Consider the following 24106-nt stretch of genomic DNA (forward strand, 5'->3'; position numbering starts at 1 on the left):
GGAAAGGCGTTCCCGGGCGTTTTCCGTTTCAGACTGTCCGCTGGGATCAGCCGATGATCGCGTTCAGCGTGGCCGAGGGGCGCATCACCTTGGCTTTCAGTTCAACACTCGGGCGATAATAGCCGCCGATGTCGGCCGCCGGGCCCTGGGCTGCTGCCAGCTCGGACAGGATCTGTTCTTCTTTGGCGCCCAGCTCCTTGGCGATGGGGGCAAAATGCGCGGCCAGTTCGGCATCGTCGCCCTGTGCCGCCAGCGCTTCGGCCCAGTAGCGGGCAAACCAGTAGTGGCTGTCGCGGTTGTCCGGCTGTCCGACCTTGCGCGAGGGCGAGCGGTTGTGGTCGAGGATGCCCTGGGTGGCGTCCTCGGCGGCGGCGCCCAGCACGCCTGCCTTGGCGTTGCCTTTGCTGTCGGCCAGGAAATTCAGGCTTTCGCCCAGGGCGCAGAATTCGCCCATCGAATCCCAGCGCAGGTGGTTTTCCTCCACCAGCTGCTGCACGTGCTTGGGGGCCGAGCCGCCCGCGCCGGTTTCAAACAAGCCACCGCCGTTCATCAGCTTCACGATCGACAGCATCTTGGCCGAGGTGCCCAGCTCCAGGATCGGGAACAGGTCGGTCAGGTAGTCGCGCAGCACGTTGCCGGTGATGGCGATGCTGTCGTTGCCTGCGGTGATGGTCTTTAGCGACTGCGCCGTGGCTTCGCGCGGGGCGAGGGTCACGAATTTGTCCGCCACACCTGCGGCCTCCAGCGCGGGCTGCACGTATTTGATCAGCTCGGCGTCATGGGCGCGGTTTACGTCCAGCCAGAAGATCGCCTCGGAGCCGGTCAGGCGCTGACGGTCCATCGCCAGCTGGATCCAGTTCTCGATCGGGGCTTTCTTGACGGTGCAGGAGCGCCAGATGTCGCCTGCTTCCACGTCGTGGGAATGCAGGGTTTCACCACCCGCCAGAACCACGCGGATGGTGCCGTCTGCGGGGGCCTCGAATGTGGTCGGATGGGAGCCGTATTCCTCAGCCTTCTGTGCCATCAGGCCAACGTTGGCGACAGCACCGGCGGTGGTTACGTCCAGCGCGCCATTGGCTTTGAAGAAATTGATGCTTTCGTCATAGACGGTGGCATAGCAGCGGTCGGGGATCACGCAGTTGGTGTCGCCCTTGTTGCCTGCCGCGTCCCAGCCCTTGCCGCCGGCGCGGATCACCGCGGGCATTGAGGCGTCGATGATCACATCCGAGGGCACATGCAGGTTGGTGATGCCCTTGTCGCTGTCGACCATATACATGGCGGGGCGTTCAGTCGTGACTGCCTCAATCGCTGCCATGATATCGGCATTGCCGGACACGCGGTCCAAGAGATCGCCCATGCCAGAGTTCGGGTTCACACCCAGCGCCTCCAGCTCGGCGCTGAATTTTTCAAACACGGGTGCCAGCCAGGCCTTGACCGCATGGCCAAAGATGATCGGGTCGGAGACCTTCATCATGGTGGCCTTCATGTGCAGCGAGAACATGGTGCCGTCGGCCTTGGTGTCCTCGATGGCGCTTGCAAGGAAGGACGCGAGGGCTTTGGCAGACATGAAGGTGGCGTCTGCCACGGTGCCTTCTTCCAGTGGCCAGGAGTCTTTCAGAACGGTGACAGTCCCGTCCTTGGCGGTGAATTCGATTTTTGCGTCACCGGCCTGGGCGGCGCTGATGGTCGCCGATTTTTCGTTGGCATAGAAGTCGTTGCCGGGCATCGACGAGACTTTGGTCTTGCTGCCCGAGTCCCACGCGCCCATCGAATGGGGGTTGGCCTTGGCATAGTTTTTGACGGCCTTGGCGGCGCGGCGGTCGGAATTGCCTTCACGCAGAACCGGGTTCACTGCCGAGCCCTTGATGGCGTCATAGCGGGCGCGGATGGCTTTTTCGGCCTCTGAGGACGGGTCTTCCGGGTAGTTCGGAATGGCGTAGCCCTGACCTTGCAGTTCAGTGATGGCAGCGACCAGCTGCGGCACCGAGGCAGAGATATTCGGCAGTTTGATGACATTGGCGTCCGGGGTCTTCACCAGCTGGCCCAGTTCTGCCAGATCATCGTTCTGGCGCTGTGCGTCAGACAGGTTCTCCGGGAAGGCGGCGATGATGCGGCCAGCCAGCGAAATATCCTTGGTGCCGACCGAAACACCGGCGGCGGCGGCGAACTTGCGGATGATCGGCAGGAAGGATGCCGATGCCAGTTCGGGCGCTTCGTCTACAATGGTATACAATATGTCCGGGGTTTGATTTTCTGCCATGTTTCACAACCTTTCAGCGATCTTGGAGGCGTTTATGACGTCAGCCGGGCGAGGCCCGTGCCAGGGGTTATTCCAGTGGTGTTTCGGCGCAGCCTGACGGGGCCGGAACAGGCTTGGGAAGCCATTGATATGGCTCCCATGTAGAACAGGATTGCTGCAGGTGCAATGGTCTGGCGTATCCGGCTCCTGCGCGGATTGCCGCGGCTGGCCCTGAGCCGGGCGGAGAGGGGCGCTGCCCCTCTTGGGCCTGGGGCCCAATTCACCCCGGAGTATTTTGGGAAAGATGAAAACCGCAAAGAAGGGGATTATTCGCGCAGCTCATCCGGGGCGACGCCCCAGAGTTTTTTCTTGGGTGCCCAGCCGCTGTAGCCGCCGGCCGAGATTTCACACCAGCTGGTTTCGCAGTCGCCAAGCCGTGCGACCACGCCCAGCTCGAAAGCGGCGGTCACAGGCGCGCGGGTGTCGGGGCGGGCATGTACGGTCAGCATGTCCTCTTCGATCAGCACGGTGCGCACACCGGACAGCAGCGCATAATGCACCCAGCCGCCGGCGCCGTCGCGGTCCTGCACCCGGCGCCAATGGCCGTATTCCGCCGTGATCTCCAGCGGCATGCCGCGACGTTTGAACACCCAGTCGATCTTATGGGTCAGCGACGGGCCGCGGCGGACATTGCCCTTGGCGGCTTTCATCGAGACATAGCGGGGCAGGGGAAGGTTGGTGACCGGTCCGCGGGTTTCGGCTGCACAGACCATGGCGGTCAGCACCGTCAATGCTGCTGCCGCTGCCAGATGGCGCATTGCCATTGCCGCGTTTTTCACTGCCTGCCCGCCTCTTCTTGTCCTGCCGGGTTATGCCCAGCCTCTTGGTCCGATGGTCTGCCCGTCTGGTTTTGCCCCGCCGCGCCCGGCAAATTTCCGGGCGGGTGACAGGGGGAATGCGGTTGGGTTCTTGTGCCTCTGCGCATCCTGCGCCACGATGCCATGGAGGCGTGCAAAATGAAAAGCCCAAGGGAGATCACAAGTGCCAAGAGACCGATTGAGTGTTGTTGTTACGCGACGGTTGCCGGAACCTGTGGAAACCCGGCTGAGCGAGCTGTTCGATGTGCGCCTGCGCGAGGATGACAGGCCGATGACCAAGGCAGAGCTGGCCACGGCGATGAAAGAGGCTGATGTGCTGGTGCCGACGGTCACCGATACCATCGATGCCGGGTTGTTGGGCCAGGCGGGCGAGCGGCTGAAGCTGATTGCCAATTACGGCGCAGGGATCGACCATATTGATGTGGGCACCGCCCGTCAGCGCGGGATTCTGGTGTCGAATACGCCCGGCGTGCTGACCGATGACACCGCCGATATGGCAATGGCGCTGATCATGGCGGTGGTGCGCCGCATGCCCGAAGGGCTGGCGGTGATGCAGAAGGGCGACTGGCAGGGCTGGGCGCCGACCGCTTTGTTAGGCGGGCGGATCGCCGGGCGCCGCCTGGGTGTTTTGGGCATGGGCCGGATCGGCCAGGCGGTGGTCAAACGCGCCGCGGCCTTTGGCATGCAGATCCATTATCACAACCGCCGTCGGCTGCGGCCAGAGACCGAGGAAACATTTGAGGCGACCTATTGGGAGAGCCTTGACCAGATGGTGGCGCGGATGGATGTGATCTCAGTGAATTGCCCCTCGACGCCCTCCACCTTTCATCTGATGAATGCGCGGCGGCTGAAGCTGATGAAACCCTCTGCGGTGATCGTCAACACCTCTCGCGGGGAGGTGATCGATGAGCACGCGCTGACCCGGATGCTGCGCGCGAATGAGATCGCAGGCGCCGGGCTCGACGTTTATGAGCATGGCACCGATATCAACCCGCGCCTGCGTGAACTGCCCAATGTGGTGCTGCTGCCGCATATGGGCTCGGCCACCATCGAGGGCCGTATGGAAATGGGCGAAAAGGTGCTGCTGAATATCAAGACATTTGAAGATGGCCACCGGCCGCCGGATCAGGTTGTGCCATCCATGCTGTAAGGGCGGCGGCACCGCTGGAATTGTTAGGGAGGGTTTTTCGTGAAGTCTGTATTTCTGGCTGCCGCAGTGTTTGCTGCGGGGGCCGCCGCCGGGCAGGAGGCCGCAGATGCGGTTGCCCCGGAGGCTGCGACGGAAGGTGCGTTTACGGCGCTTTCTCCTGCGGTTGCTGCTGCGCTGAAAGCCAAGGCGGCAGGTCAGGCAGTGGAAGCCGAAAACTGGATGGTTGCTGCCGCCAATCCGCATGCAGTCGAGGCCGGCGCGGCCGTGCTGCGGGCAGGCGGCACGGCGGCAGATGCCATGGTGGCGGTGCAGACCGTGCTGGGGCTGGTGGAGCCACAGTCCTCCGGCCTGGGCGGCGGCGCTTTTCTGGTCTGGTATGACGCTGCGACCGGTGAATTGACCACGCTGGACGGGCGCGAAACCGCGCCGTTGGCGGTCACACCGACCCTGTTTCAGGATGAAACCGGCGAACCGCTGCAATTCTTCGATGCTGTTGTCGGCGGCCTGTCTGTTGGCACGCCAGGCACGCCGGCGCTGCTGGAGGCGGCCCACCGACGCTGGGGCCGCGCAAACTGGCCGTCGCTGTTTGAACCGGCCATTCAGCTGGCCGAGAGTGGGTTTGCGGTCTCTGCGCGCCTTGCCGGGCTGGTTGAACGCGACGCCGAACGGCTGGGACGTTTTCCGGCGACCGCAGAATATTTCCTGCCCGGTGGCGTGCCCTTGCAAACGGGCGATATGCTTGTGAACCCGGACTATGCAGCGACATTGCGTGCTTTGGCGCATGACGGGGCAGAGGCGTTCTATGGTGGCTCCATCGCTGGCGGAATTGTTCAGACAGTGCAGAATGCGCCTGGCAATCCAGGCGTGCTCTCAGCTGCGGATCTGGGGCTTTACAAGGTCAAGGAACGCCCGGCCGTTTGTGCGGCTTACCGGCAGTTTGAAGCCTGCGGCATGGGGCCTCCGTCTTCGGGCGCGCTGACTGTGGGGCAGATCCTTGGCATGCTGAACAGCTTTGACATGGCGGCGCTGGGCGCCGACAGCGCCGAGGCCTGGCGTCTGATCGGCGATGCCTCCCGGCTCGCCTTTGCCGACCGTGGGCTTTACATGGCCGACAGTGATTTTGTGCCGGTGCCGGACGCCGGGCTGGTCGAACCTGCCTATCTGGACGAACGCGCGATGCTGCTGGAACGGGCGACGGCGCTGGAGGAGGCAGGCGCCGGCAAGCCGCCCTGGGATCACGCGATGCTATGGGCCAGAGATGACTCGATCGAGCTGCCGTCGACTTCGCATATTTCCATCGTCGACCAGTACGGAAACGTTTTATCGATGACCACGACCATCGAAAATGCCTTTGGCTCGCGGCTGATGACAAACGGTTTCCTGCTGAACAATGAGCTGACGGATTTTTCCTTCCGCACGCAGCACAATGGCAGGCCAATTGCCAACAGGCTGGAGCCGGGCAAGCGCCCGCGTTCTTCCATGGCGCCAACCATTGTCATGCAGGACGGCAAGCCGGTGCTGGCAATCGGCTCCCCCGGCGGCAGCCGGATCATCGGTTATGTGGCCAAATCGATCATCGCCTGGGCGGATTGGGGCATGGGGATCCAGGAGGCGCTGGCACTGCCGCATCTGGTCAACCGTTTCGGCACCTATGATGTGGAGGCGGGCACCAGCGCCGAGGAACTGGCGCAGCCGCTGATGGATTTGGGGTTCGAGGTGAACGCCCGCGACCTCACCTCTGGCTTGCATGCGATTGACATCGGCAGCGTTCTGAAAGGCGCAGCAGACCCACGCCGGGAAGGCATAGCGCTGGGCGGCTAGAGGTGGTTCGCCCGGATGCTGCCTGCAATGCATACCAGCTACTGGGTATTGCTTGCCTGCAAACGTCATGCGTAGGTTAACAGGTGAAATGTTCCGGGGGGTATCGCCCTCTGCCTGGGGAGATTGCCATGGTCCAAGCCACGTTACTGCCGCGCAATGAGGCCGGAATTGCCGCGGCCATTGATGCGTTGTCGCAGCAGTTTGGTGACCGGCTGCAGATCGGCCAGGCGATTTGCGAACAGCATGGCCATACCACCACCTGGATCACCAATCAGGCACCGGATGCGGTGGTCTTTCCAACGTCTACCCGCGAAGTCGCAGAGATCGTTGCGGTCTGCGCCGAGTATGGCGTGCCGGTTATCCCCTTTGGCACCGGCACGTCACTGGAGGGGCATGTGAATGCACCTGCCGGCGGCATCTGTGTCGACATGATGCGGATGGATCAGATCATCGCGGTTCATGCCGAAGACCTTGACGTCGTGGTGCAGCCGGGCGTCACCCGTGAGCAGCTCAACACCTATCTGCGCGACCAAGGGCTGTTCTTCCCGATTGACCCCGGCGCCAATGCCTCGCTTGGCGGTATGGCCGCGACGCGGGCCTCTGGCACCAATGCGGTGCGTTACGGCACCATGAAGGACAACGTGCTGGCACTGGAAGCGGTGATGGCCGATGGCGGCGTGATCCGCACCGCGCAGCGGGCCCGGAAATCCGCGGCCGGCTATGATCTCACACGCCTTCTGGTCGGCAGCGAGGGCACCTTGGGCCTGATCACCGAGCTGACCCTGAAACTGCAGGGCATACCTGAGGCAATCCGCTCCGCCCGGTGTTCCTTCCGCAGCGTTGACGCCGCCTGCCGCGCGGTGATGATGACAATTCAATACGGCATTCCGGTGGCCCGTATAGAACTGCTGGATGAGATGAGCGTGCGCGCGGCCAACGTCTATTCCGGCCTTGATCTGCCGGAAACGCCGCTGCTCTTGCTGGAGTTCCACGGCTCGGAGGCGGGCGTGGTTGAGCAATCCGACATGTTTGCCTCCATCGCTGAGGAATTCGGCGGTTACGGCATTTCCGCCACTTCCACGCCAGAGGAGCGCAGCAAGTTGTGGCAGGCACGTCACGACATGTACTGGGCCAGCCAGCAGCTGCGCCCTGGTGCCAAGGGGCTGTCCACCGATGTTTGCGTGCCGATTTCGCGGCTGGCGGAATGTGTCAGCGCAGCGCGCCAAAAGGCCGAAGGCATGGGCCTGCTGGCGCCGATGGTTGGCCATGTGGGCGACGGCAACTTCCATGCGCTGCTGCTGATCGACATGGACAGCGAAACGGAACGGCAGAAGGCGGATGAATACATCGGCTGGCTCAATGAAATGGCGATTGAAATGGATGGCACCTGTACCGGCGAACACGGTATCGGCCAGGGCAAACGCCCCTATCTGAAGCAGGAACTGGGCGAAGCCACCCGATATATGGCGGCCATCAAGGCGGCGCTGGACCCGGAAAACATCATGAACCCCGGTAAGATCGTCGAGATGTGATTTGCCTGGTGCGGCTGGACGTCCGGCGGTGCAGGCAGCTCGGACTGGGATCGGGACAAGACACAGTCTGCCGCAGCTAGGTGCCGCAGCAAGGGTTTACGGCGAAAATCAACCTGTCCTCTTTGTGGATGTCCTATGTGCATGTCGAGGGCCGGGGTGCCCTGGCCAAAGCTGCCTGCAGGCCTGCGGGTGCGATCCAAGGAGTCAGGAATGGAACGCCCCCGGACGGGGGCGCCCGCAGAGCGGTCACCGACGGTGCTGTGGCGTCATTCAGTCTGATCAAGAAGCCCGGATTTGAACAGCAGACCCGCTGCCACTGCACCCAGTACCGGAGCAACAATAAACAGCCAAAGCTGCGACAGGGCTGTTGACCCGGCAAACAACGCCGGCCCGATGGATCGGGCAGGGTTTACGGAAACGCCGGTGACATTGATGCCAACCAGGTGGATTGCAACAAGCGACAAGCCAATTGCGAGCCCGGCCAGCGCTGCGGGCGCCCGGCTGCCGGTTGCTCCTAGAATGACAACCATGAACAGGAAGGTCGCCACGGTCTCAAACAGGAAGGCCGCCAGGGCGTTATACTCGCCCAGATATCCTGTGCCCCAGCCATTCTGCCCCAGCCCGTTGACGGCAACATCGTAGTCCGCCTTGCCGCTGGCAACGATCAGAAGCACCAGCGCTGCAGCGATGGCGCCAGCGGTCTGGGCCAGAATGTATTTCAACGCCTCCGGCATCTGCATCCGGCCTGCTGCCACCATGCCAAGGGAAACTGCCGGATTGATATGGCATCCTGAGACTGGCCCGATTCCGTAAGCCATGCCGATCAGAGCCAACCCGAAGGCAAGGCTGATACCTGTCAGTCCAATGTCAGCCCCCGCGATCACGGCCGAACCGCAACCGAACAAGACAAGCGTGAAAGTACCCAGAAATTCTGCAACTTGTTTATTCATTGGAATTCGCCTTTGCTGCGTTGGACCTTGTCTGGATTGTGCACCAGAGACGGGAAGGCGGGCAGGGGAATTATCCGGCCTGAATGCCAGAAGCGGTCCGCGGCGCCTGCTGGTGACGTCTGTTTCGTGTTTGGCGGAGGATAGGCTTACGGCACATTGACCGCGTTATGCCATTATCCTGAGCGATCCCGGTTGCCGCTGGGCGAGACACGCCAGAGCAAGAGGTCACAGGGAAACGGCAGCAACCAACCAAGGAAACGGCAGCAACCAACCAAGCCCGGCAAACGCCCGCGGCTGTATCCGTCGCGGCACCGTTCGGACCTGCGACTGACCATCTTGGGGCGGCTGTGAAATCCAGACAATTTTAGCTCCCTGTCCTCAGGGGCGCCGGAAAGCCGCCTCAATTCTGTACCACCTTTGAAGCTCTAGTTAATGCAGCCAGGAGAAAATTGGCAACTTGCGAAACCGGAGGGCGAAAGATGGGACTGAAGAAAGCAATGGGCATCCTGGTGTTCAGCACCCAGGCGGTGATTGGTGCGGATTACTATTTTCAGACCCGCGATGCCGGCCTGCATTGGGGGGATCTCAGCGCCACCGACTACGGCACCATCGTGCAGGACCGTTTTGCCCGCGCGCGTACCGCCAAGGAAAGGGCGCGCCGATACGGGCAGGACAGCAGCCAGCCCGCCTGGCAAAAAGTCTCCAGCTCCGGCAGCAGTCTGCTGGGGGGCGGCGAGCAGGTGGCCAGTACCGCGAGCAACGCTGCGGCAGAGCCGCAGCCAGTTTGCGTCCGTCGCGGCAATATTGCCGAGTGCTGACCGTCTTCCGTCAGCTTGAAACCGAAGTGCAGGGGGCCGCGGCCCCCTTTTGCATGTGCAGAAAAACGCCGTTTCCAGCATTGCTGTCACAGAAAACCAGTCTGAATCCGGTATGCTGCGGCGCGCAAGGTCGGTTTTGGGTGTTTTTGCGTCGGCCTGATTTTGCGCGGATTTGCCTGCGCAGGCATAACCACTGCCAAGAATCTCACAAAGCTGGAGAGCCGGAGAATGAAAACCCAAGTCAAAGCACTTGTTGTTGGCGGCGGCGCCGTCGGCACCTCGATTGCCTATCACCTGGCCAAGGCCGGCTGGGACGACGTCATGCTGATTGAGCGTGACGAGCTGACCTCCGGCTCAACCTGGCACGCAGCAGGCCTGCTGCCGCTGTTCAACATGTCCTATGCGACAACCCATATCCACAAATACTCGGTCGATTTCTACAAGACCCTGGAAGAAGAAACCGGCCTGAACGCTGGTTTCGCCGTGGTGGGCAACCTGCGCATGGCGCAGACCCAGGAGCGTATGGACGAATATATGCTCTATGCCTCCACCGCGGAAACCTGCGATGTGGATTATGAGTGGCTGACCCCGGATCAGATCAAGGAGCGCTGGCCGCTGATCGAAACCGGCGACCTGAAAGGTGCGATCTACCACACCGAGGACGGCTATATTAACCCGGCAGACGTGACCCAGGCGATGGCCAAGGGCGCTCGTCAGCGCGGCGTTGAGATCCACCGCAAGCTGCAGGCCGATGCCTTCCACTGGACCGGTACCCATTGGGAAGTCACCTGCACCAAGATGGTCGAAAAAGGCGGCAACCTGGTGCCTTCCGATGAGCAGGTGGTGATCACCGCCGAGCACGTCGTGACCGCATCCGGCAACCACGCGCAGCGCACCGCCAAGATGCTGGGCATTAAAATGCCGGCCATCCCGGTCGAGCACACTTTTATCGTCATGGACAAAGACCCCGAGCTGGTCAAATGGCGTGAAGCGGGCAACCCCGAGCACCCCGTTGTGCGTGATGCCGACAATGAATCCTATGCCCGCGAAGAGCGCGGTGGCTGGATCCTGGGCATCTATGAGCGTGGCGCACCGGCGCAGTTCGAACACGGCGTGCCGGACAGCTTCCGTGCTGACCTGTTCCCGCTGGATCTGGACCGTATTGCCGAGCAGTATATGGCAATGGCTGAGCGGGTTCCGTCCTGCGCCGAATCCGGTCTGAAAGACGACTTCAACGGCCCGATCTGCTACACGCCCGACGGCAACCCGCTGGTTGGCCCGGCACCGGGCCTGCGCAACATGTGGCTGGCAGAAGGCTTCTCCTTCGGCATCACCGCCGCAGGCGGCACCGGCTATTATCTGGCGCAGATGATGGTCGATGGCGAAGCCGAGATCGACATGGCATCGCTGGACCCGAAACGCTACTCCTCCAACTGGATGACCACCGAGTTCGCGGCCCGCAAGAACGAAGAGTGCTATGAGCACGTCTACATCCTGCATCACCCGGACGAAGAGCGCGCGGCCTGCCGTCCGCTGCGTACCGCGCCGGCATATGACCGTCAGAAGGCCCGCGGCGCACAGTTCGGCTGGGTCAACGGCTGGGAACGTCCGAACTACTTCGGCCCTGTCGATGCGCCTGAAACCTTCGACCACGACTCCCGCTCTTTCCGCCGCGGCGGTTGGTGGCAGCATGCCGTGGACGAAGCCAAGGCGATCCGCGAAGGCGTTGGCCTGGTGGACGCAACCGCCTTTACCAAACACATCGTCAAAGGCCCCGGTGCAACCCAGTTCCTGGATTGGTTCACCTGCAACAAACTGCCCAAGATTGGCCGCATCAACCTGACCTATGCGCTGACGGTTGCCGGTACCACCCGCACCGAATACACCATCGTCCGCAACGGTGAGAACAACTACTATCTGGTCTCCGCCGGTGCCTGGACCGAATATGACGCGGACTTCCTGCGCAAGGCCGCCGAAGACAAGATGGAAGAGTTCGGCTATATCGAGATTCAGGATGTGACCAGCCAGTGGGGCGTCTTTGCCATCGCAGGCCCCAAGTCCCGCGATGTGCTGAAAGAGGTGATTGTCGACGCCGATCCGGAAACCGCACTGTCGAACAAGCGTTTCCCCTGGCTGTCTGCCAAGCAGATCGAACTGGGCATGTGCCCGGTCAATGCGATCCGTGTGGCTTATACCGGTGAACTGGGCTGGGAACTGCATCACCCGATCGAGATGCAGAACTACCTGTTCGACCTGCTGGAGAAAGCCGGCGAGAAGCACGGTATGAAGCTGGTGGGTGCCCGCGCCCAGAACTGGCTGCGCCAGGAGAAATCCTACCGCGCCTTCGGCAACGAACTGGGCCGCGACGCGACCCCACTGGAAGCCGACCTGCCGCGCTTTATCGACTTGTCCAAGGACTTCCATGGCAAGGACAAGCTAGAAGAGACCGGCGTGCGCTTTAAGTGCTGCACCGTTCTGATCGACGGCCCGGCGGATGCAGATCCCTGGGGTCACGAAGCGCTGTATCTGGAAGATGGCGTCACGCGCGTGGGCCGTCTGACATCCGGCGGTTACTCGGTTGCTTTCGAGAAATCCATCGGCATGGGCTATGTCACGCCTGAGATCGCGGTCGAAGGCACCAAGCTGAAGGTCAAGATGCTGGACCAGCTGTGGGACGCGGTTGTCACCTGCGACAGCCCCTATGATCCGAAGAACGAGACCATCCGCCAGAATGGGTGATTTCCGGTCCGGCCCCTTCGGGGGCCGGCCTACCGTCTGAGGGACGGGTTGAGGACATCACGGGCGGAGCCCCGAACCATACAGAAGCGAAAAAATAGCCCCGGCCAATGTGCCGGGGCTATTCTTGTTGGGGGGGCAATCTTCGTGCTTGCACAGGGCAAAGTGAACGGCTCATGCTGATGTGTTTGGACTATCCACCCTGGCTTCCACACCCTGAAAACACACATGTCGGCAGGCAGCTCGCAGTTGTCCGTTGCATCCATCAAAGATGCCTCCAAGTAGAGAGGCATTTTCTGCATGGAACGAGGATGACTTTCGGCAATCTATGCGCAGGCTCGCTAGAGCTGGCCTCTAAGGTTTTGCAGCGTGCTGGCTTTACGGAGTATCTGGACAGCATCCCGCGCAGCAGCCTGTTTACCTGTACACCTGATGAATTCGAAGCCGTGGCTTCATCAGAAGAATCGCAGGCTGTTGGCCCGGATCTTGTCGTGAAAGCAGTTTTGCGGCTCGGTGAGGAAGGGTTTGATGCCACGGAAGAAATTGCCTGGTTGGCAGAGCGGTAGCGCTCGCAACGCTGTCCACAGCGTCAGGCGAAAGGCAAATCAGAAGAGCCTCGGCTGGCAGAGAGCGCCCGTGGTTTGCGCAGCCCGTCCTATCCATCCCGTCCCGGTTCGCTTGGATCACTTGAAAACAGCGCGATCTTGTTGCCTTGGGGGTCACGCAGGTAGCCAACATAGAAGCGCGGCCCGTAAGTGGCCCGAAATCCCGGTGGACCTTCGTCAGAGCCGCCTGCGGCAAGAGCGGCGGCATGTAGGTCGCGCACTTGCTTTTGGTTGCGCGCCTGGAAGGCGACCATCGACCCGTTGCCAGCCGAGGCCTGGCGCCCGTCAAAGGCTGGTTTGACGTAGAAATCGGGCAGAACGGGAGATTGGCCCGGCGGAACCGGCAGCGCGAAACTCAGCCCTTCTGGACCCTCCTCTAGGCTGTAGCCGAGGGGAGGCAGGAATGCAGAATAGAAGCGTTTCGCAAGGGACAGGTCATCCGCGCCAAATGTGACATAGGCAATCATGTAAGGGCGTTCCTTCCAGACGTCAGGCCATTCACCTAAGACTGTTGCAAGGTTGTAAGGCGGTAGGGGCTGCGGTTCAACACGGGGGTCTCCTCCCGCCCGTCACCGTTCGGATGTGACATCCGAAGGTTCCCGTTGGGCCAGGCAGGCCGCGCCGAAGGCGCGGCCTGCCTGGCCCGTGGCGACGGGCGCAGCCCGGCGCAAAACCTGACTGGCAGGGTCAGTCTTGTGCTGTCTCTGCCAGTTCCATGTGACCTCCGCCGCGCGACAGCACCTTGCGCAGGATCGGCTCGAAAAATTCCAGCGGCTTGGTGGGATACTCCGGGTCAAACGCGCATTGGTCGTATTCTTCGCAGAAATAGCGGCAGTCTTCCCAGTATGGGCTGTCGCGGTATTTATCGCGCGCATTGCGGTCGCCGCCGAAGTGGTGGTTGTAGTAGAAGCCCTGGAACACGCAGTGGTGCTTGAGAATCCAATAGGTTTTCTCGCTGACATAAGGCTTCATCATCGCCGCCGACAGCTCGCCATGGTTGTAGGGGGACAGGATGTCGCCGGTGTCATGCACCAGCGCGGCGACGATAATCTCGTCATCGGCGCCATCCACCCAGGCGCGGGTCGCGGCCTGGAGGCTGTGCTGGTAGCGGTTCACCGGGTAGGGGGTCCAATCCTCGTCCAGCGAGCGGATCGCATCGAGAATGCGGTCAGGCAGAGCGGCGTTGTAGGCCTCCTCATAGGCTTCGACGGCCTTCCAGTCCTCGGCGGTGGTTTCAGTGAAACTGGTCCAGGTTGGCTTGTGGCTTTTGTCCAGCATTGGCGCGGTCCTTTGGTTGATCTGCTGGCAGGGTAGCAAGCCAGTTCTGAGCAGGAAAATGAATTGATTTGCTCAGACTGAAAGGAAATACTGATTGCCATGCAGGTCAGCGCGTTCAAAACCTTTCTGGCAATCGAGGCCGCAGGCAGTTTTCACGCTGCGGCCCGGGCGTTGAACGTGACCCAGACCACCGTCAGCGCCCGGATCAAGGCGCTGGAGGCCGCACTTGGCACGCCGTTGTTTGAACGCGGCCCCGGCGGCACGCGGCTGAGCATGGCGGGGCGCCAGTTTCTGCCCTATGCCGAGCAGATGATGCGCACCTGGGAGTTTGTCTCCGGTGATCTGAAGGCCAGCCTGGCGGGGCAGGTGCCTTTGCGGCTGGGGGCGCAGCTGTCGGTCTGGGATCCTTTGCTGGTTGATGTGGCGGTCTGGCTGGAGGAAGTGCAGGGCACGGTGCCGTTCACCCTGAACTATGACCATACAATGAACATGGGCGAGGCGGTGGTCCGCCGCCTGCTGGATGTGGCGATCGTGAACGAGGTGCCGCCAGGCACGCGGCTGACCGCACAGGAGCTGCCGCCGGAGCGGCTGGTGCTGGTGGCGAACCGCCCGCTGCGGCTGGGACAGGATGGGCTGCCCTTGTTCATCAATCTGGAATTTGGGGCGGAATATGATGCGCAGCTGCACGATGTGCTGCCGGCCCGCCGCCGCCAGCATATCGTGCTGGGCAATGCCCTGATGGGATTGCGTTACCTGCAAGGACGCGGCGGCATGGGGTATTTTCCAGCCTGTATGGTGGCTGAAGCACTGGCGGCGGGCGCGCTGCATCTGGTGCAAGGCGCGCCGGAGATCCATCTCAGCTGCCGGGCGCTTTATCTGCCGGACAACCCGGCGCTGGAGCATATCCGCCAGGTGGTCCGCGGCCTTCACGAGGTGCGGGGCGGATAGCGCGCAAGCCGGAAAGAGGCGTTTAATTTGCGGGTTTTGCAGCCACCAGCGCGAGGTTATTGGCAGGCATCTCCACCGTCTGAACCAGTTTCAGCCCTTCGGACTGCAGCCAGGTGGTGACCGCGGTGTCGTCTTTGTAGCCGGTTTCCGGGTCATGGGTGGTGAGGGCTGCATGGAAGGCACGGTCACCGTCGCTGATCAGCTCTCCGCTGCGCAGGAAGGGGCCATAGATCACGAACAGGCCGTCGGGAGCGAGGGCCGCGGCGGCCTCGCGGATCAGGGTGCGGGCTTCGTCCGTGCTGATCAGATGCAAAAGATTCACCAGAACAATCAGGTCCTGGCCTGCATGATCGGCCCCCCAGCCGGGGGCAGTGGCATCCAGCATCACAGGGGCTGCGATGTTGGGAAGCCCGGTTTCATCGGCATAGGCCTGAATACTGGCGCGGCGGATGGCGTCCACCTCAGATGGCTGCCACATCAGGCCGGGCAGGCGGCTGGCATAGGCCACAGCATGCTGGCCGGTGCCGCTGGCAATCTCCAGGGCGCGGCCCTGCGGCGGCGCAAACCGGGCCAGAAGATCACAGATCGCTTCGCTGTTGCGCACGGCGGAAGGGGCAAACAGCTTGCCGTCCTGCGGCTGGGCAACCGAAGCCACACCGGGAACCGGGCGCACCGGCATCAGCGCAGCCTCGCAGGGGAAAGGGCGGCAACCGCCGTCGCGTCCAGAACCGGCGGCCGACCTGCTGTCAGATCAGCAATCAGCTGCGAGGCGGCTGGCGCGGTCATGATGCCATAGCCGCCCTGGCCTGCGCACCAGATGAAATCCGGCTGATCCGGGTCCGGCCCCAGCACCAGAGTGCCGTCGGCGACAAAGCTGCGCAGCCCGGCAAAGTTGCTTTCCACCCGCGTGACCGGCTCTGTCACCATGTCCTCGTAGCGGGCCAGCCCCTCTGCCAGCACCATGTCGTCGGCATAGGCGTCATGCGGTTCTACCGGGTCGGCATCAGCGGGGGAGACCAGCAGCTTGCCCGCATCGGGTTTGGCGTACCAGGTTTCGCCCGCGCCGATCATCATCGGCCAGCCGCTGACATCCTGGCCGCCGGGGGCGGGCAGCCGCGCCATTGAACGGCGCTTGGGCTGCAGGCCGATGGTCGCCACCCCGGCAAGCGCGGCCAGCTTGTCAGCCCAGGCGCCAGCTGCGTTGACCAGATTGCGGGCGGTGTAGATGTCACCGCCCGCAGTGATCTGCCAGCCGCCCGCAATGCGGGCGACCGCAGTCACCGGCGCCTTGGTCACAATCCGACCGCCTGCGGCGCGCAGGATCCTGGCAAAATCCTGCAGCATGCGATCGGTGTCGATATCTTCTGCGGCGCTGCTGATGGCGGTGAAGCCGACCGTTTCCGGGTTCAGGACAGGGATCATGGCGCGGGCCTCATCCAGGTCCAGCGGTGCCATGCCCAGTTCCTCCACGTCGCGGGCGAAAAGATCGGCCTCTGACTTGGCGCCGACCAGCATCAGCCCGCGCGGTGACAAATAGCCGCCTTCGCGCAGGTATGCGTTACTGGCGCGGTTCAGGTCGATGGTGGGGCCGTGGCCGTAGTTTTCCTCAAACAGCGCCGCAGAGCGGCCGGAGGAATGGTAGCCAAGCGCGTCTTCCATTTCGAGCAGGGTGACGCTGCCGAGGTCCGCCAGCCGGGCTGCGGCGCTGGTACCTGCCATGCCGCCGCCGATGACGATGAAGTCCTGCATGGGCCTAGTCCTTGTTGTCTTCTTGTTCTTCCAGTCGGTCCGTGGCGGGGGCGGGCCGCGGGCTGAGCGCTTGGATGGCGGCATATAGGTCGCTGTCCAGCCTGCAGTCCAGCGCCGCCAGTGAGGGCTGCAGCTGTTCTGCGCTGCGGGCAGAGATGATCGGCACCGGCGCCGCCGGGTGGGCGGCGGCCCAAGCCACCGCGAGCGTGGCAGGATGGGTGCCACGCTCGGCGGCCAGCTCTGCCAGGGCGGTTGCGGTCTGATGCATTGTTGCGGTTCCATAGCGGGCGCCATAGCGGCTGTCCTCGCTGAGCCGCCCGCCACCACCGCCGGCATATTTCCCGGTCAGCAACCCGCCGCCCAGCGGTGAATAGCAGGCGGCGGTTATGCCCTGGTCGGCGCACATCGGCAGGATTTCCACCTCTGCCTGGCGTTTTACCAGCGAATACATCGGCTGCAGGATGTCCACGGCCAGGCCGCAAGCCATCCCGGCCATCTGCGCCTTCATCACCTGCCAGGCGGCAAAGTTCGACAGTGCGGCATAGCGGATCACGCCTGCGGCCTTGAGCGCGGCAAAACAGTCCATCGTCTCGCGCAGGTCGGTATGGGGGTCGAACCGGTGCAAGTAGAAGACATCCACCATGTCCAGATCCAGTCGGCGGCGGCTTTGGTCCAATTGGGTGCGCAGGTTGGCAGCGCTGGCACCGCCCTCGTAACCGGCTTTGGTGGCGATCAGCAGCTGGTCGCGTTCGCTTTTGATCAGGCGGCCGAGGATCTGTTCGGAGGTGCCATCAGTATAGACCCAGGCGGTGTCGAAATGGGTGATGCCGGCGGCGCGGCAGGCGGCGTACATCTCTGCCGACTGTGCCTGGGTGGCTCGGCCGCCGAACTGCATGCAGCCAAAGGCAAAGCGGCTGGCAGGAGTGCCATCAGGGCTGGTGAGGGGCGTGCATGGAATCTGTGTCATGGCCAGAGATTTACACGCAAGGCCGGGCAGGCAAAGGGCAATTCAGGCTCTGGACAGACAAATTGCTTGGTCAAATGGCGGGACAGTGCAACTATTGGATGCAGTTCGAGAAAATAATTTGAAACGGGGGACGGACCATGACGGCACCCAACGCGCATCCGATGGCTGCGGGGCATATTCCTTCTTATGTCACTGCGGCGGACGGCAGCGATTATCTTTTTACCTTTATGGCGGTCTTCACGGTTGTACTGATCCTGCTGATCGGTGTCGCCTATTTTACCCTGCACGCGCTGCCCGAGAAGATGGCACACAAGAGCAATCATCCGCAGTTCCAGCTGGTCGGTATTCTGACGCTGCTTGCCTTGTTTACCCACAACAACGTCTTCTGGGTGGCGGCGATCCTGATGGCGGGGTTCCAGATCCCGGATCTGGCGGCACCGCTGCGCGCCATTGCGGATGCAGTCCGCGGCTTGGGGCGGGAGCCCGAGGCGCCTGTGCCGCAGGGCGGCGATACCCCGCAGCCGGATGAACCGGTTGCGGCTGCGCCAGTGCGGGCTGAACCTGTGGCTGAGGGGCATTGAGCGATGATTGAAACACTGCTGTGCGCGCTGGTCACCATCCTGCCAGACTTTCTGTTCCGCCGTTTTGTGCAGGGCAAACGGGTCGGCCAGGAGCTGACGCTGTTTTCTGTCTGGTATGAGCTGCGCTGGGGCCTGACAGCCTGCGTGATGCTGACCCTGATGGTGATCACCACGCTGTTCTATTTTCATCCGGCAACCAATACGGTCGCCTCTTACTTCCGCACTGTCACCATCCTGCCGCAGGTCGGCGGGCGGGTGGCCGAAGTCTATGTCGTCAACAATCAGGAGGTGAAGGCAGGCGATCCGATCCTGCGGCTGGAGGGGCTGTCGCAGAAGGCCGCGCTGGAATCCGCGCGGGCGGCGATTGCTGAGGTGGAGGCGTCGCGCAAGCTGGCGGATACCGACCTGGCCCAGGCGGATGCGGGCATTGCCCAGGCGCAGGCCGCACTGGCGCAGGCGCGCGACGATCTGGAGCGCAATCAGACATTGCGTGATCAGGGATCAAGCGCAGTGCGCCCGGCAGAGATCGAACGACTGGAGAACCTGGTGGACCAGCGCATGGCTTCGGTGGCGGCAGCGCAGGCGCAGAAGGCGGCGGTGGAACAGCAGATCGAAGTGCTGATCCCGGCACAGATGGCCAGTGCCCAAGCCCAGCTGCACTTGGCGCAGGCCGAGCTGGACAAGACGCTGATCAGCGCCGGTGTCGATGGCCGACTGGAGCAGTTTGCCCTGCAGGTCGGCGATTATGTCAGCCCGGTGCTGCGGCCTGCGGGCATTCTGGTGCCACTGGCCTCAGGCAGGAACCGGTTCCAGGCAGGCTTCAACCAGATGGCGGCGCAGGTGATCAAGCCCGGCATGATCGGCGAAATCGGCTGTATGACCCAGCCCTTCACGGTGATCCCGATGGTGGTGGTCGAGGTGCAGGATGTGATCGCCTCTGGCCAGCTGCGCCCAACGGATGAGCTGCGCGACCTGGGCAACATGCGCAAGCCCGGCACCATTACCGTGTTCATGGAGCCCTTGTATGAAGGCACCGCAGAGGCGCTGCCGCCGGGCAGCAATTGCCTGGCCAATGTTTATACCAGCAACCACGAGCGGCTGGAGCATGACGACAGCATCGGCACCGCTGAGTGGGCCTTCCTGCATGTGGTGGACACCATCGGGGTGGTGCATGCGGCAGGCCTGCGGCTGCGGCTCTTGCTGATGCCGGTGCAGACGCTGGTTCTGTCCGGCCACTAAGGCACGGGGAAACCGGCGGCGCGGCAGGTGCCGTGAAGGCGGCGCGCCGCCGTCTGGCTGCTTGGTGGCCGGACTGGCTCTGACCCGGGTGTCAAGGGCACTGTGGACAGGCTGGCCGCACCGGTGGCCTGTCCCGGAACGGATGGGACTGTGCGGCGGCATCTGCCGCCGCTGTCTGTCAGTCCGCAAAGCAAAGCTTGTTTCCGTCCAAGTCCCGCACATAGGCCGAAAACCGCGGCCCGCGCGGTCCCGGCGCACCCTCGCAGGTGCCACCGAGTTCAAGGGCTTTCTGGTGCAGCCGGGTGGTTTCCTCTGCTGACCCAAGGCTGAACCCCACCATTGTACCGTTGCCATTTGAGGCGGGCGCGCCGTCGAAAGGCAGGGCAGTCGCAAAGGCAAAATCATCCCGCACCCAGTAGGTCATTCGATCGCTTGGCCGGACCTGGGTGAGCCCCAGGCCGTCGAAAAGCGCGTCATAGAATTTGATCGATGCATCCATGTTGTTGGTGCCAACAACGAAATAGTTCATTTTCAAAAGCAGTCTCCAATGTGCCTTAACCTGCTGAGGTCAGTTGCCAGCAGGCCTGTGGTAGGGGGCGTACATCAGGTCGGTGACAGGGGATGTCAGCAGGCTTTGGAAAGAACACGGCCAAGCCCAAAGCGGATAGGGCCCGTCGTGTCCCGCCACTGCACCGCTTGCTGCGGGATGCCGTCTGTGGTGTGGGCCGCATGCGCCAGGCGTGAGGTGCCAATCTGCGCCACTGCGGTTGATGAATGCTCGTTGGGACAAAAAGTCACCAGATCGTTTTTCGATCCGCATCTCTCCTGCTTGGGATGCGCGGGTCATCTGCGCGCGGTCTGCCGTGGGATTGGAGGCAGCAGGGCGCCGAACATGCCATCCGCGCCCCTGTTCGCCTGAAAAGATCAGACATGGTCACCGCATCGGTTTTGGCAGGGGCCGGAGGCGCAGAACGCCCTTTCACCCCGCTGCATCAATACGGTAGCGTGGCGGCATGACAAGCTCTCCCCGATTCATTCACCTGCGCACCCATACCGAATACTCTCTGCTCGAGGGGGCGCTGCGGCTGAAGAAGCTGCCGGACCTGTGCAAAAAGCACGAAATGCCCGCGATTGCGGTCACCGACAGCAACAACCTGTTCTCGGCGCTGGAGTTTTCCGTGTCGGCCAGCGGTGCCGGTGTGCAGCCGATCATCGGCTGCCAGGTGGATCTGCGGTTTGCAGAACCGGCACCGGGGGAACGCCCCAAACCGCCTGCACCGCTGGTGCTGCTGGCCCAAAGCGAGGCGGGGTATGAGAATCTGATGAAGCTGAACTCCTGCCTCTATCTGCGGCAGGGGGGAGAGCTGCCTTATGCGACACTGGAGGAGCTGGAAGAGAACGCGGGCGGCGTGATCTGCCTGACCGGCGGACCGGACGGGCCGGTAGGGCGGCTGCTGCAGATGGGACAGCGTCCTGCCGCAGAGGCACTGATGCAGCGGCTGAAAGGCATCTTCCCGGACCGCCTGTATGTTGAGCTGCAGCGCCATCCGGGCGAACACGGCCAGCCGGAGGCAGAGAAGCAGACCGAGCGCGGCCATGTGGAGATGGCATACGCCATGGGCCTGCCGCTGGTTGCCACCAATGACGTCTATTTCCCAAGCACGGAGATGTTCGAGGCCCATGATGCGATGATCTGCATCGCCGAAGGCGCCTATGTTGATCAGGTGGAGCCGCGCCGCCGCCTGACCGCGCAGCATTACTTCAAGAGCCAGGAGGAAATGGTTGCGCTGTTTGCCGACCTGCCCGAGGCGATTGAAAACACCGTGGAAATCGCCAGGCGCTGTGCCTTCATGGCGTACCGGCGCGATCCGATCCTGCCCAAGTTCGCCGATGACGAGGTGGCGGAGCTGCGCCGTATCGCCAACGAGGGCCTGCAGCAGCGGCTGGCGGTGATCCCCCATGCGGTAAGCGTCGAGGAATACCAGGAACGGCTCGATTTCGAGCTGGGCATCATCGAGGGCATGGGCTTTCCCGGCTACTTCCTGATCGTTGCCGACTTTATCCAATGGGCCAAGGACCACGACATTCCGGTGGGGCCGGGGCGGGGCTCTGGTGCGGGTTCTTTGGTCGCCTATGCGCTGACGATCACCGACCTTGATCCCCTGCGCTACAGCTTGCTGTTTGAACGCTTTTTGAACCCGGAACGGGTGTCGATGCCGGACTTTGACATCGACTTCTGCATGGACCGCCGCGAAGAGGTGATCAAATACGTGCAGGAGAAATATGGCCGCGACAAAGTGGGGCAGATCATCACCTTTGGCGCGCTCTTGTCCAAGGCGGCGGTGCGCGACATGGGGCGGGTTCTGCAGATGCCCTATGGTCAGGTCGACCGGCTGTCCAAGCTGATCCCGGTCGAGGGCGTGAAGCCGATGTCCATCGCCGACGCGCTGAAGGAAGAGCCGCGCCTGAGCGAAGAGGCCCGCAATGAGCCGGTGGTGGACCGGCTGTTGACCTATGGCCAGCAGGTCGAAGGCCTGCTGCGCTCTGCCGGCACCCACGCCGCGGGGGTGGTGATCGGCGACCGGCCACTGGATGCGCTGGTGCCGCTTTACCGCGATCCGCGCTCGGATATGCCCGCGACCCAGTTCAACATGAAATGGGTGGAACAGGCGGGGCTGGTAAAGTTCGACTTTCTGGGCCTGAAGACGCTGACCGTCATTCAGAACGCCATGGACCTGATCTTTCAGTCGGGCCGCGATCTGCATGTGGCCGAGGATGGCACCCTGCTCTATGAGCCGCCCGAAGGGGCTACAAACCAGATCAACGCCATTCCGCTGGATGATACGGTCACCTACGACCTCTACTCCCGGGCCAAGACGGTGGCGGTGTTCCAGGTGGAATCCACCGGCATGATGGATGCGCTGAAGCGCATGAAACCCACCTGCATCGAGGACATCGTGGCACTGGTGGCGCTCTATCGCCCCGGCCCGATGGAAAACATCCCGGTCTATTGCGAGGTGAAGAACGGCCAACGCGAGATCACCTCGGTGCATCCGCTGATCGACCACATCCTGGAGGAAACCCAGGGCATCATCGTCTATCAGGAACAGGTGATGCAGATCGCCCAGGTGATGGCGAATTATACCCTTGGCGGTGCGGATCTGCTGCGCCGAGCGATGGGTAAGAAAATCAAGGAAGCGATGGACGCCGAACGCCCGAAGTTTGAAAAAGGCGCGGCGGAAAACGGCGTCGACAAGAAAAAGGCCAGCGAGGTCTTCGACCTCTTGGAGAAATTCGCCAACTACGGCTTCAACAAATCCCACGCGGCGGCCTATGCGGTGGTCAGCTATCAGACCGGCTGGCTCAAGGCGAACCACCCGGTGGAGTTCATGGCCGGTGTCATGAACTGCGATATTCATCTGACCGACAAGCTGGCGATCTACTTCGAAGAGGTGAAAAAAGGCCTGAAGCTGAAATACGTGCCGCCCTGCATCAACCGCTCGCTGGCGACGTTCAATGTTGTGAAGGGCGAGCTGGTCTATGCGCTGGGCGCGCTGAAGAACGTCGGTCTGGACGTGATGCGGCTGGTGGCCGAAGCCCGTAACGAGGACGGCCGCGAGCGTCCCTTTGTCAATGTTTTCGACTTTGCCCGCCGGGTGAATTTGAAAAAGGTCGGCAAACGGCCGCTGGAGATGCTGGCGCGGGCCGGGGCTTTTGACCAGCTGGACAGCAACCGCCGCCGGGTGTTCGAGAGCCTGGGCGCGCTGGTGGATTACTCTGCTGCGGTGCATGACCAGCGCAACTCCAGCCAGGTGTCGCTGTTCGGCGAAGCGGGTGAGGACCTGCCCGAGCCCCGCCTGCCCAATGTGCCGGATTGGCTGCCGGCCGAGCGCCTGTCTGAGGAATTCAAGGCGATCGGCTTTTACCTCTCAGGCCATCCGCTGGATGACTACATGCCCGCGCTGAAGCGCAAGGATGTGATGACGCTGGATGAGGTGACGGCCAAGGCAGAACGCGGTCCGTTCATGGCCAAGATGGGCGGTGTGGTGGCCGGGCGGCAGGAGCGTAAATCCGCGCGCGGCAACCGCTTTGCCTTTGCCCAGCTGTCGGACCCGTCAGGCGCCTATGAGGTGACGCTGTTCTCCGAGGTGCTGGAGAAGTCCCGCGAGTTTCTGGAAACCGGCGCCAAGGTGGTGATTACGGCTGAGGCGACAATGGAAAGCGACCAGCTGAAACTGCTGGTGCGCTCTGTCGGGCCGGTGGACAGTGCCATTGCCGATGCCGGGCGCAGTTCCCTGCGGGTCTACCTGAGTGATGCAGCGGCTGTCGGCACCGTGGCGCAGGTGCTGGAGGACGCCAAGGCTGCGGCCCGCAATGCCGCGCGCGGCGAGGTCTACATGTACCTGCAGGACCCCGGCCTGCCCGGCGATGTGGAGATGGACCTGGGCCAGGCCTTCCCGATCAACCCGCAGATCAAGGGCGCGCTAAAGTCGCTGGATGGGGTGATGGATGTGGAGGAGATTGTCTGACGTCAGCGCCAATGGGACAGTTTAGGATGATTTGATAAGAGAGGGTTTCTGGCACATCGTAACCACCAAGGAGTGGAGATGAGACA

General features: G+C 62.5%; 19 protein-coding genes. 10 read left to right on the forward strand and 9 right to left on the reverse strand.

What is annotated here, in order from left to right:
- Positions 1-46 precede the first annotated feature (46 nt).
- Positions 47-2260 (reverse strand): NADP-dependent isocitrate dehydrogenase, encoded by a 2214-nt coding sequence (locus ACP151_RS17040; protein ID WP_424980097.1) that lies wholly within the window; start codon positions 2258-2260, stop codon positions 47-49.
- Between the two features lie 305 nt (positions 2261-2565).
- Positions 2566-3063, reverse strand: a complete 498-nt coding sequence (locus tag ACP151_RS17045) for an SH3 domain-containing protein (RefSeq protein ID WP_424980126.1) — start codon at positions 3061-3063, stop codon at positions 2566-2568.
- Between the two features lie 217 nt (positions 3064-3280).
- Here ACP151_RS17045 and ACP151_RS17050 point away from each other — a divergent pair, with 217 nt between their 5' ends.
- From ACP151_RS17050 to ACP151_RS17060, 3 genes are all read left to right on the forward strand, one after another.
- On the forward strand, positions 3281-4267 hold the full coding sequence (locus ACP151_RS17050) for a 2-hydroxyacid dehydrogenase (protein WP_424980098.1): 987 nt from the start codon (positions 3281-3283) through the stop codon (positions 4265-4267).
- Between the two features lie 39 nt (positions 4268-4306).
- On the forward strand, positions 4307-6088 hold the full coding sequence (ggt, locus tag ACP151_RS17055; protein ID WP_424980099.1) for a gamma-glutamyltransferase: 1782 nt from the start codon (positions 4307-4309) through the stop codon (positions 6086-6088).
- 128 nt (positions 6089-6216) lie between these two features.
- Positions 6217-7620, forward strand: coding sequence for an FAD-binding oxidoreductase (locus ACP151_RS17060; RefSeq protein WP_424980100.1), 1404 nt, complete (start codon positions 6217-6219; stop codon positions 7618-7620).
- Between the two features lie 266 nt (positions 7621-7886).
- Here the strand turns inward: ACP151_RS17060 and aqpZ are convergent, their stop codons facing one another.
- A complete protein-coding gene (gene aqpZ / locus ACP151_RS17065) occupies positions 7887-8570 on the reverse strand; it encodes an aquaporin Z (protein ID WP_424980101.1) in 684 nt (227 codons plus the stop codon).
- 479 nt (positions 8571-9049) lie between these two features.
- On the opposite strand from aqpZ, the gene ACP151_RS17070 reads away from it, so the two are divergent.
- The 3 genes from ACP151_RS17070 to ACP151_RS17080 all read left to right on the forward strand — a co-directional run bounded on the left by ACP151_RS17070 (position 9050) and on the right by ACP151_RS17080 (position 12690).
- The gene (locus ACP151_RS17070; RefSeq protein WP_424980102.1) at positions 9050-9388 is read left to right on the forward strand and encodes a hypothetical protein; all 339 of its coding nucleotides are present in this window, start codon (positions 9050-9052) and stop codon (positions 9386-9388) included.
- 228 nt (positions 9389-9616) lie between these two features.
- Complete coding sequence (locus ACP151_RS17075; RefSeq protein ID WP_424980103.1) at positions 9617-12127, forward strand: GcvT family protein; 2511 nt, start codon at positions 9617-9619, stop codon at positions 12125-12127.
- Positions 12128-12435: 308 nt separating this feature from the next.
- Complete coding sequence (locus ACP151_RS17080) at positions 12436-12690, forward strand: hypothetical protein (protein WP_424980104.1); 255 nt, start codon at positions 12436-12438, stop codon at positions 12688-12690.
- 89 nt (positions 12691-12779) lie between these two features.
- Here the strand turns inward: ACP151_RS17080 and ACP151_RS17085 are convergent, their stop codons facing one another.
- Positions 12780-13196 carry a VOC family protein gene (locus ACP151_RS17085; protein WP_424980105.1) on the reverse strand — a complete coding sequence of 139 codons (417 nt, stop codon included), beginning with the start codon at positions 13194-13196 and terminating at the stop codon, positions 12780-12782.
- 220 nt (positions 13197-13416) lie between these two features.
- Positions 13417-14007 carry an HD domain-containing protein gene (locus ACP151_RS17090; protein WP_424980106.1) on the reverse strand — a complete coding sequence of 197 codons (591 nt, stop codon included), beginning with the start codon at positions 14005-14007 and terminating at the stop codon, positions 13417-13419.
- A gap of 99 nt (positions 14008-14106) precedes the next feature.
- On the opposite strand from ACP151_RS17090, the gene ACP151_RS17095 reads away from it, so the two are divergent.
- The gene (locus tag ACP151_RS17095) at positions 14107-14955 is read left to right on the forward strand and encodes a LysR family transcriptional regulator (RefSeq protein ID WP_424980107.1); all 849 of its coding nucleotides are present in this window, start codon (positions 14107-14109) and stop codon (positions 14953-14955) included.
- Between the two features lie 22 nt (positions 14956-14977).
- Here ACP151_RS17095 and ACP151_RS17100 read toward each other — a convergent pair whose 3' ends face one another.
- The 3 genes from ACP151_RS17100 to ACP151_RS17110 are packed head-to-tail and all read right to left on the reverse strand — an operon-like array spanning position 14978 to position 17671.
- Positions 14978-15634: a DUF938 domain-containing protein gene (locus ACP151_RS17100; RefSeq protein ID WP_424980108.1), complete on the reverse strand. Its 657-nt coding sequence runs from the start codon at positions 15632-15634 to the stop codon at positions 14978-14980.
- Positions 15634-16704 (reverse strand): NAD(P)/FAD-dependent oxidoreductase, encoded by a 1071-nt coding sequence (locus tag ACP151_RS17105; protein WP_424980109.1) that lies wholly within the window; start codon positions 16702-16704, stop codon positions 15634-15636. The genes ACP151_RS17100 and ACP151_RS17105 overlap by 1 nt, the downstream gene beginning before the upstream one ends.
- A gap of 4 nt (positions 16705-16708) precedes the next feature.
- Positions 16709-17671 (reverse strand): aldo/keto reductase, encoded by a 963-nt coding sequence (locus tag ACP151_RS17110; RefSeq protein ID WP_424980110.1) that lies wholly within the window; start codon positions 17669-17671, stop codon positions 16709-16711.
- Positions 17672-17808: 137 nt separating this feature from the next.
- On the opposite strand from ACP151_RS17110, the gene ACP151_RS17115 reads away from it, so the two are divergent.
- Both ACP151_RS17115 and ACP151_RS17120 read left to right on the forward strand, forming a co-directional pair.
- Positions 17809-18252, forward strand: coding sequence for a hypothetical protein (locus ACP151_RS17115; RefSeq protein WP_424980112.1), 444 nt, complete (start codon positions 17809-17811; stop codon positions 18250-18252).
- Positions 18253-18255: 3 nt separating this feature from the next.
- Complete coding sequence (locus tag ACP151_RS17120; RefSeq protein ID WP_424980113.1) at positions 18256-19491, forward strand: HlyD family secretion protein; 1236 nt, start codon at positions 18256-18258, stop codon at positions 19489-19491.
- Positions 19492-19669: 178 nt separating this feature from the next.
- Here ACP151_RS17120 and ACP151_RS17125 read toward each other — a convergent pair whose 3' ends face one another.
- Positions 19670-20020, reverse strand: coding sequence for a VOC family protein (locus ACP151_RS17125; RefSeq protein ID WP_424980114.1), 351 nt, complete (start codon positions 20018-20020; stop codon positions 19670-19672).
- Positions 20021-20504: 484 nt separating this feature from the next.
- On the opposite strand from ACP151_RS17125, the gene dnaE reads away from it, so the two are divergent.
- Positions 20505-24020, forward strand: coding sequence for a DNA polymerase III subunit alpha (gene dnaE, locus ACP151_RS17130; RefSeq protein WP_424980115.1), 3516 nt, complete (start codon positions 20505-20507; stop codon positions 24018-24020).
- Positions 24021-24106 lie beyond the last annotated feature (86 nt).

It is taken from the genome of Leisingera sp. S232 (genome assembly GCF_049800895.1).
GTDB lineage: Bacteria > Pseudomonadota > Alphaproteobacteria > Rhodobacterales > Rhodobacteraceae > Leisingera.

Coding starts and splice junctions, on each gene's coding strand:
- ACP151_RS17090 (WP_424980106.1), bottom strand. CDS start 14,007: ATGCTGGACAAAAGCCACAAGCCAACCTGGACCAGTTTCACTGAAACC.
- ACP151_RS17105 (WP_424980109.1), bottom strand. CDS start 16,704: ATGCAGGACTTCATCGTCATCGGCGGCGGCATGGCAGGTACCAGCGCC.
- ACP151_RS17125 (WP_424980114.1), bottom strand. CDS start 20,020: ATGAACTATTTCGTTGTTGGCACCAACAACATGGATGCATCGATCAAA.
- ACP151_RS17095 (WP_424980107.1), top strand. CDS start 14,107: ATGCAGGTCAGCGCGTTCAAAACCTTTCTGGCAATCGAGGCCGCAGGC.
- dnaE (WP_424980115.1), top strand. CDS start 20,505: ATGACAAGCTCTCCCCGATTCATTCACCTGCGCACCCATACCGAATAC.
- ACP151_RS17075 (WP_424980103.1), top strand. CDS start 9,617: ATGAAAACCCAAGTCAAAGCACTTGTTGTTGGCGGCGGCGCCGTCGGC.
- ACP151_RS17085 (WP_424980105.1), bottom strand. CDS start 13,196: ATGATTGCCTATGTCACATTTGGCGCGGATGACCTGTCCCTTGCGAAA.
- aqpZ (WP_424980101.1), bottom strand. CDS start 8,570: ATGAATAAACAAGTTGCAGAATTTCTGGGTACTTTCACGCTTGTCTTG.
- ACP151_RS17120 (WP_424980113.1), top strand. CDS start 18,256: ATGATTGAAACACTGCTGTGCGCGCTGGTCACCATCCTGCCAGACTTT.
- ACP151_RS17045 (WP_424980126.1), bottom strand. CDS start 3,063: ATGGCAATGCGCCATCTGGCAGCGGCAGCAGCATTGACGGTGCTGACC.
- ACP151_RS17080 (WP_424980104.1), top strand. CDS start 12,436: ATGACTTTCGGCAATCTATGCGCAGGCTCGCTAGAGCTGGCCTCTAAG.
- ACP151_RS17100 (WP_424980108.1), bottom strand. CDS start 15,634: ATGCCGGTGCGCCCGGTTCCCGGTGTGGCTTCGGTTGCCCAGCCGCAG.
- ACP151_RS17060 (WP_424980100.1), top strand. CDS start 6,217: ATGGTCCAAGCCACGTTACTGCCGCGCAATGAGGCCGGAATTGCCGCG.
- ACP151_RS17040 (WP_424980097.1), bottom strand. CDS start 2,260: ATGGCAGAAAATCAAACCCCGGACATATTGTATACCATTGTAGACGAA.
- ACP151_RS17070 (WP_424980102.1), top strand. CDS start 9,050: ATGGGACTGAAGAAAGCAATGGGCATCCTGGTGTTCAGCACCCAGGCG.
- ACP151_RS17110 (WP_424980110.1), bottom strand. CDS start 17,671: ATGACACAGATTCCATGCACGCCCCTCACCAGCCCTGATGGCACTCCT.
- ACP151_RS17115 (WP_424980112.1), top strand. CDS start 17,809: ATGACGGCACCCAACGCGCATCCGATGGCTGCGGGGCATATTCCTTCT.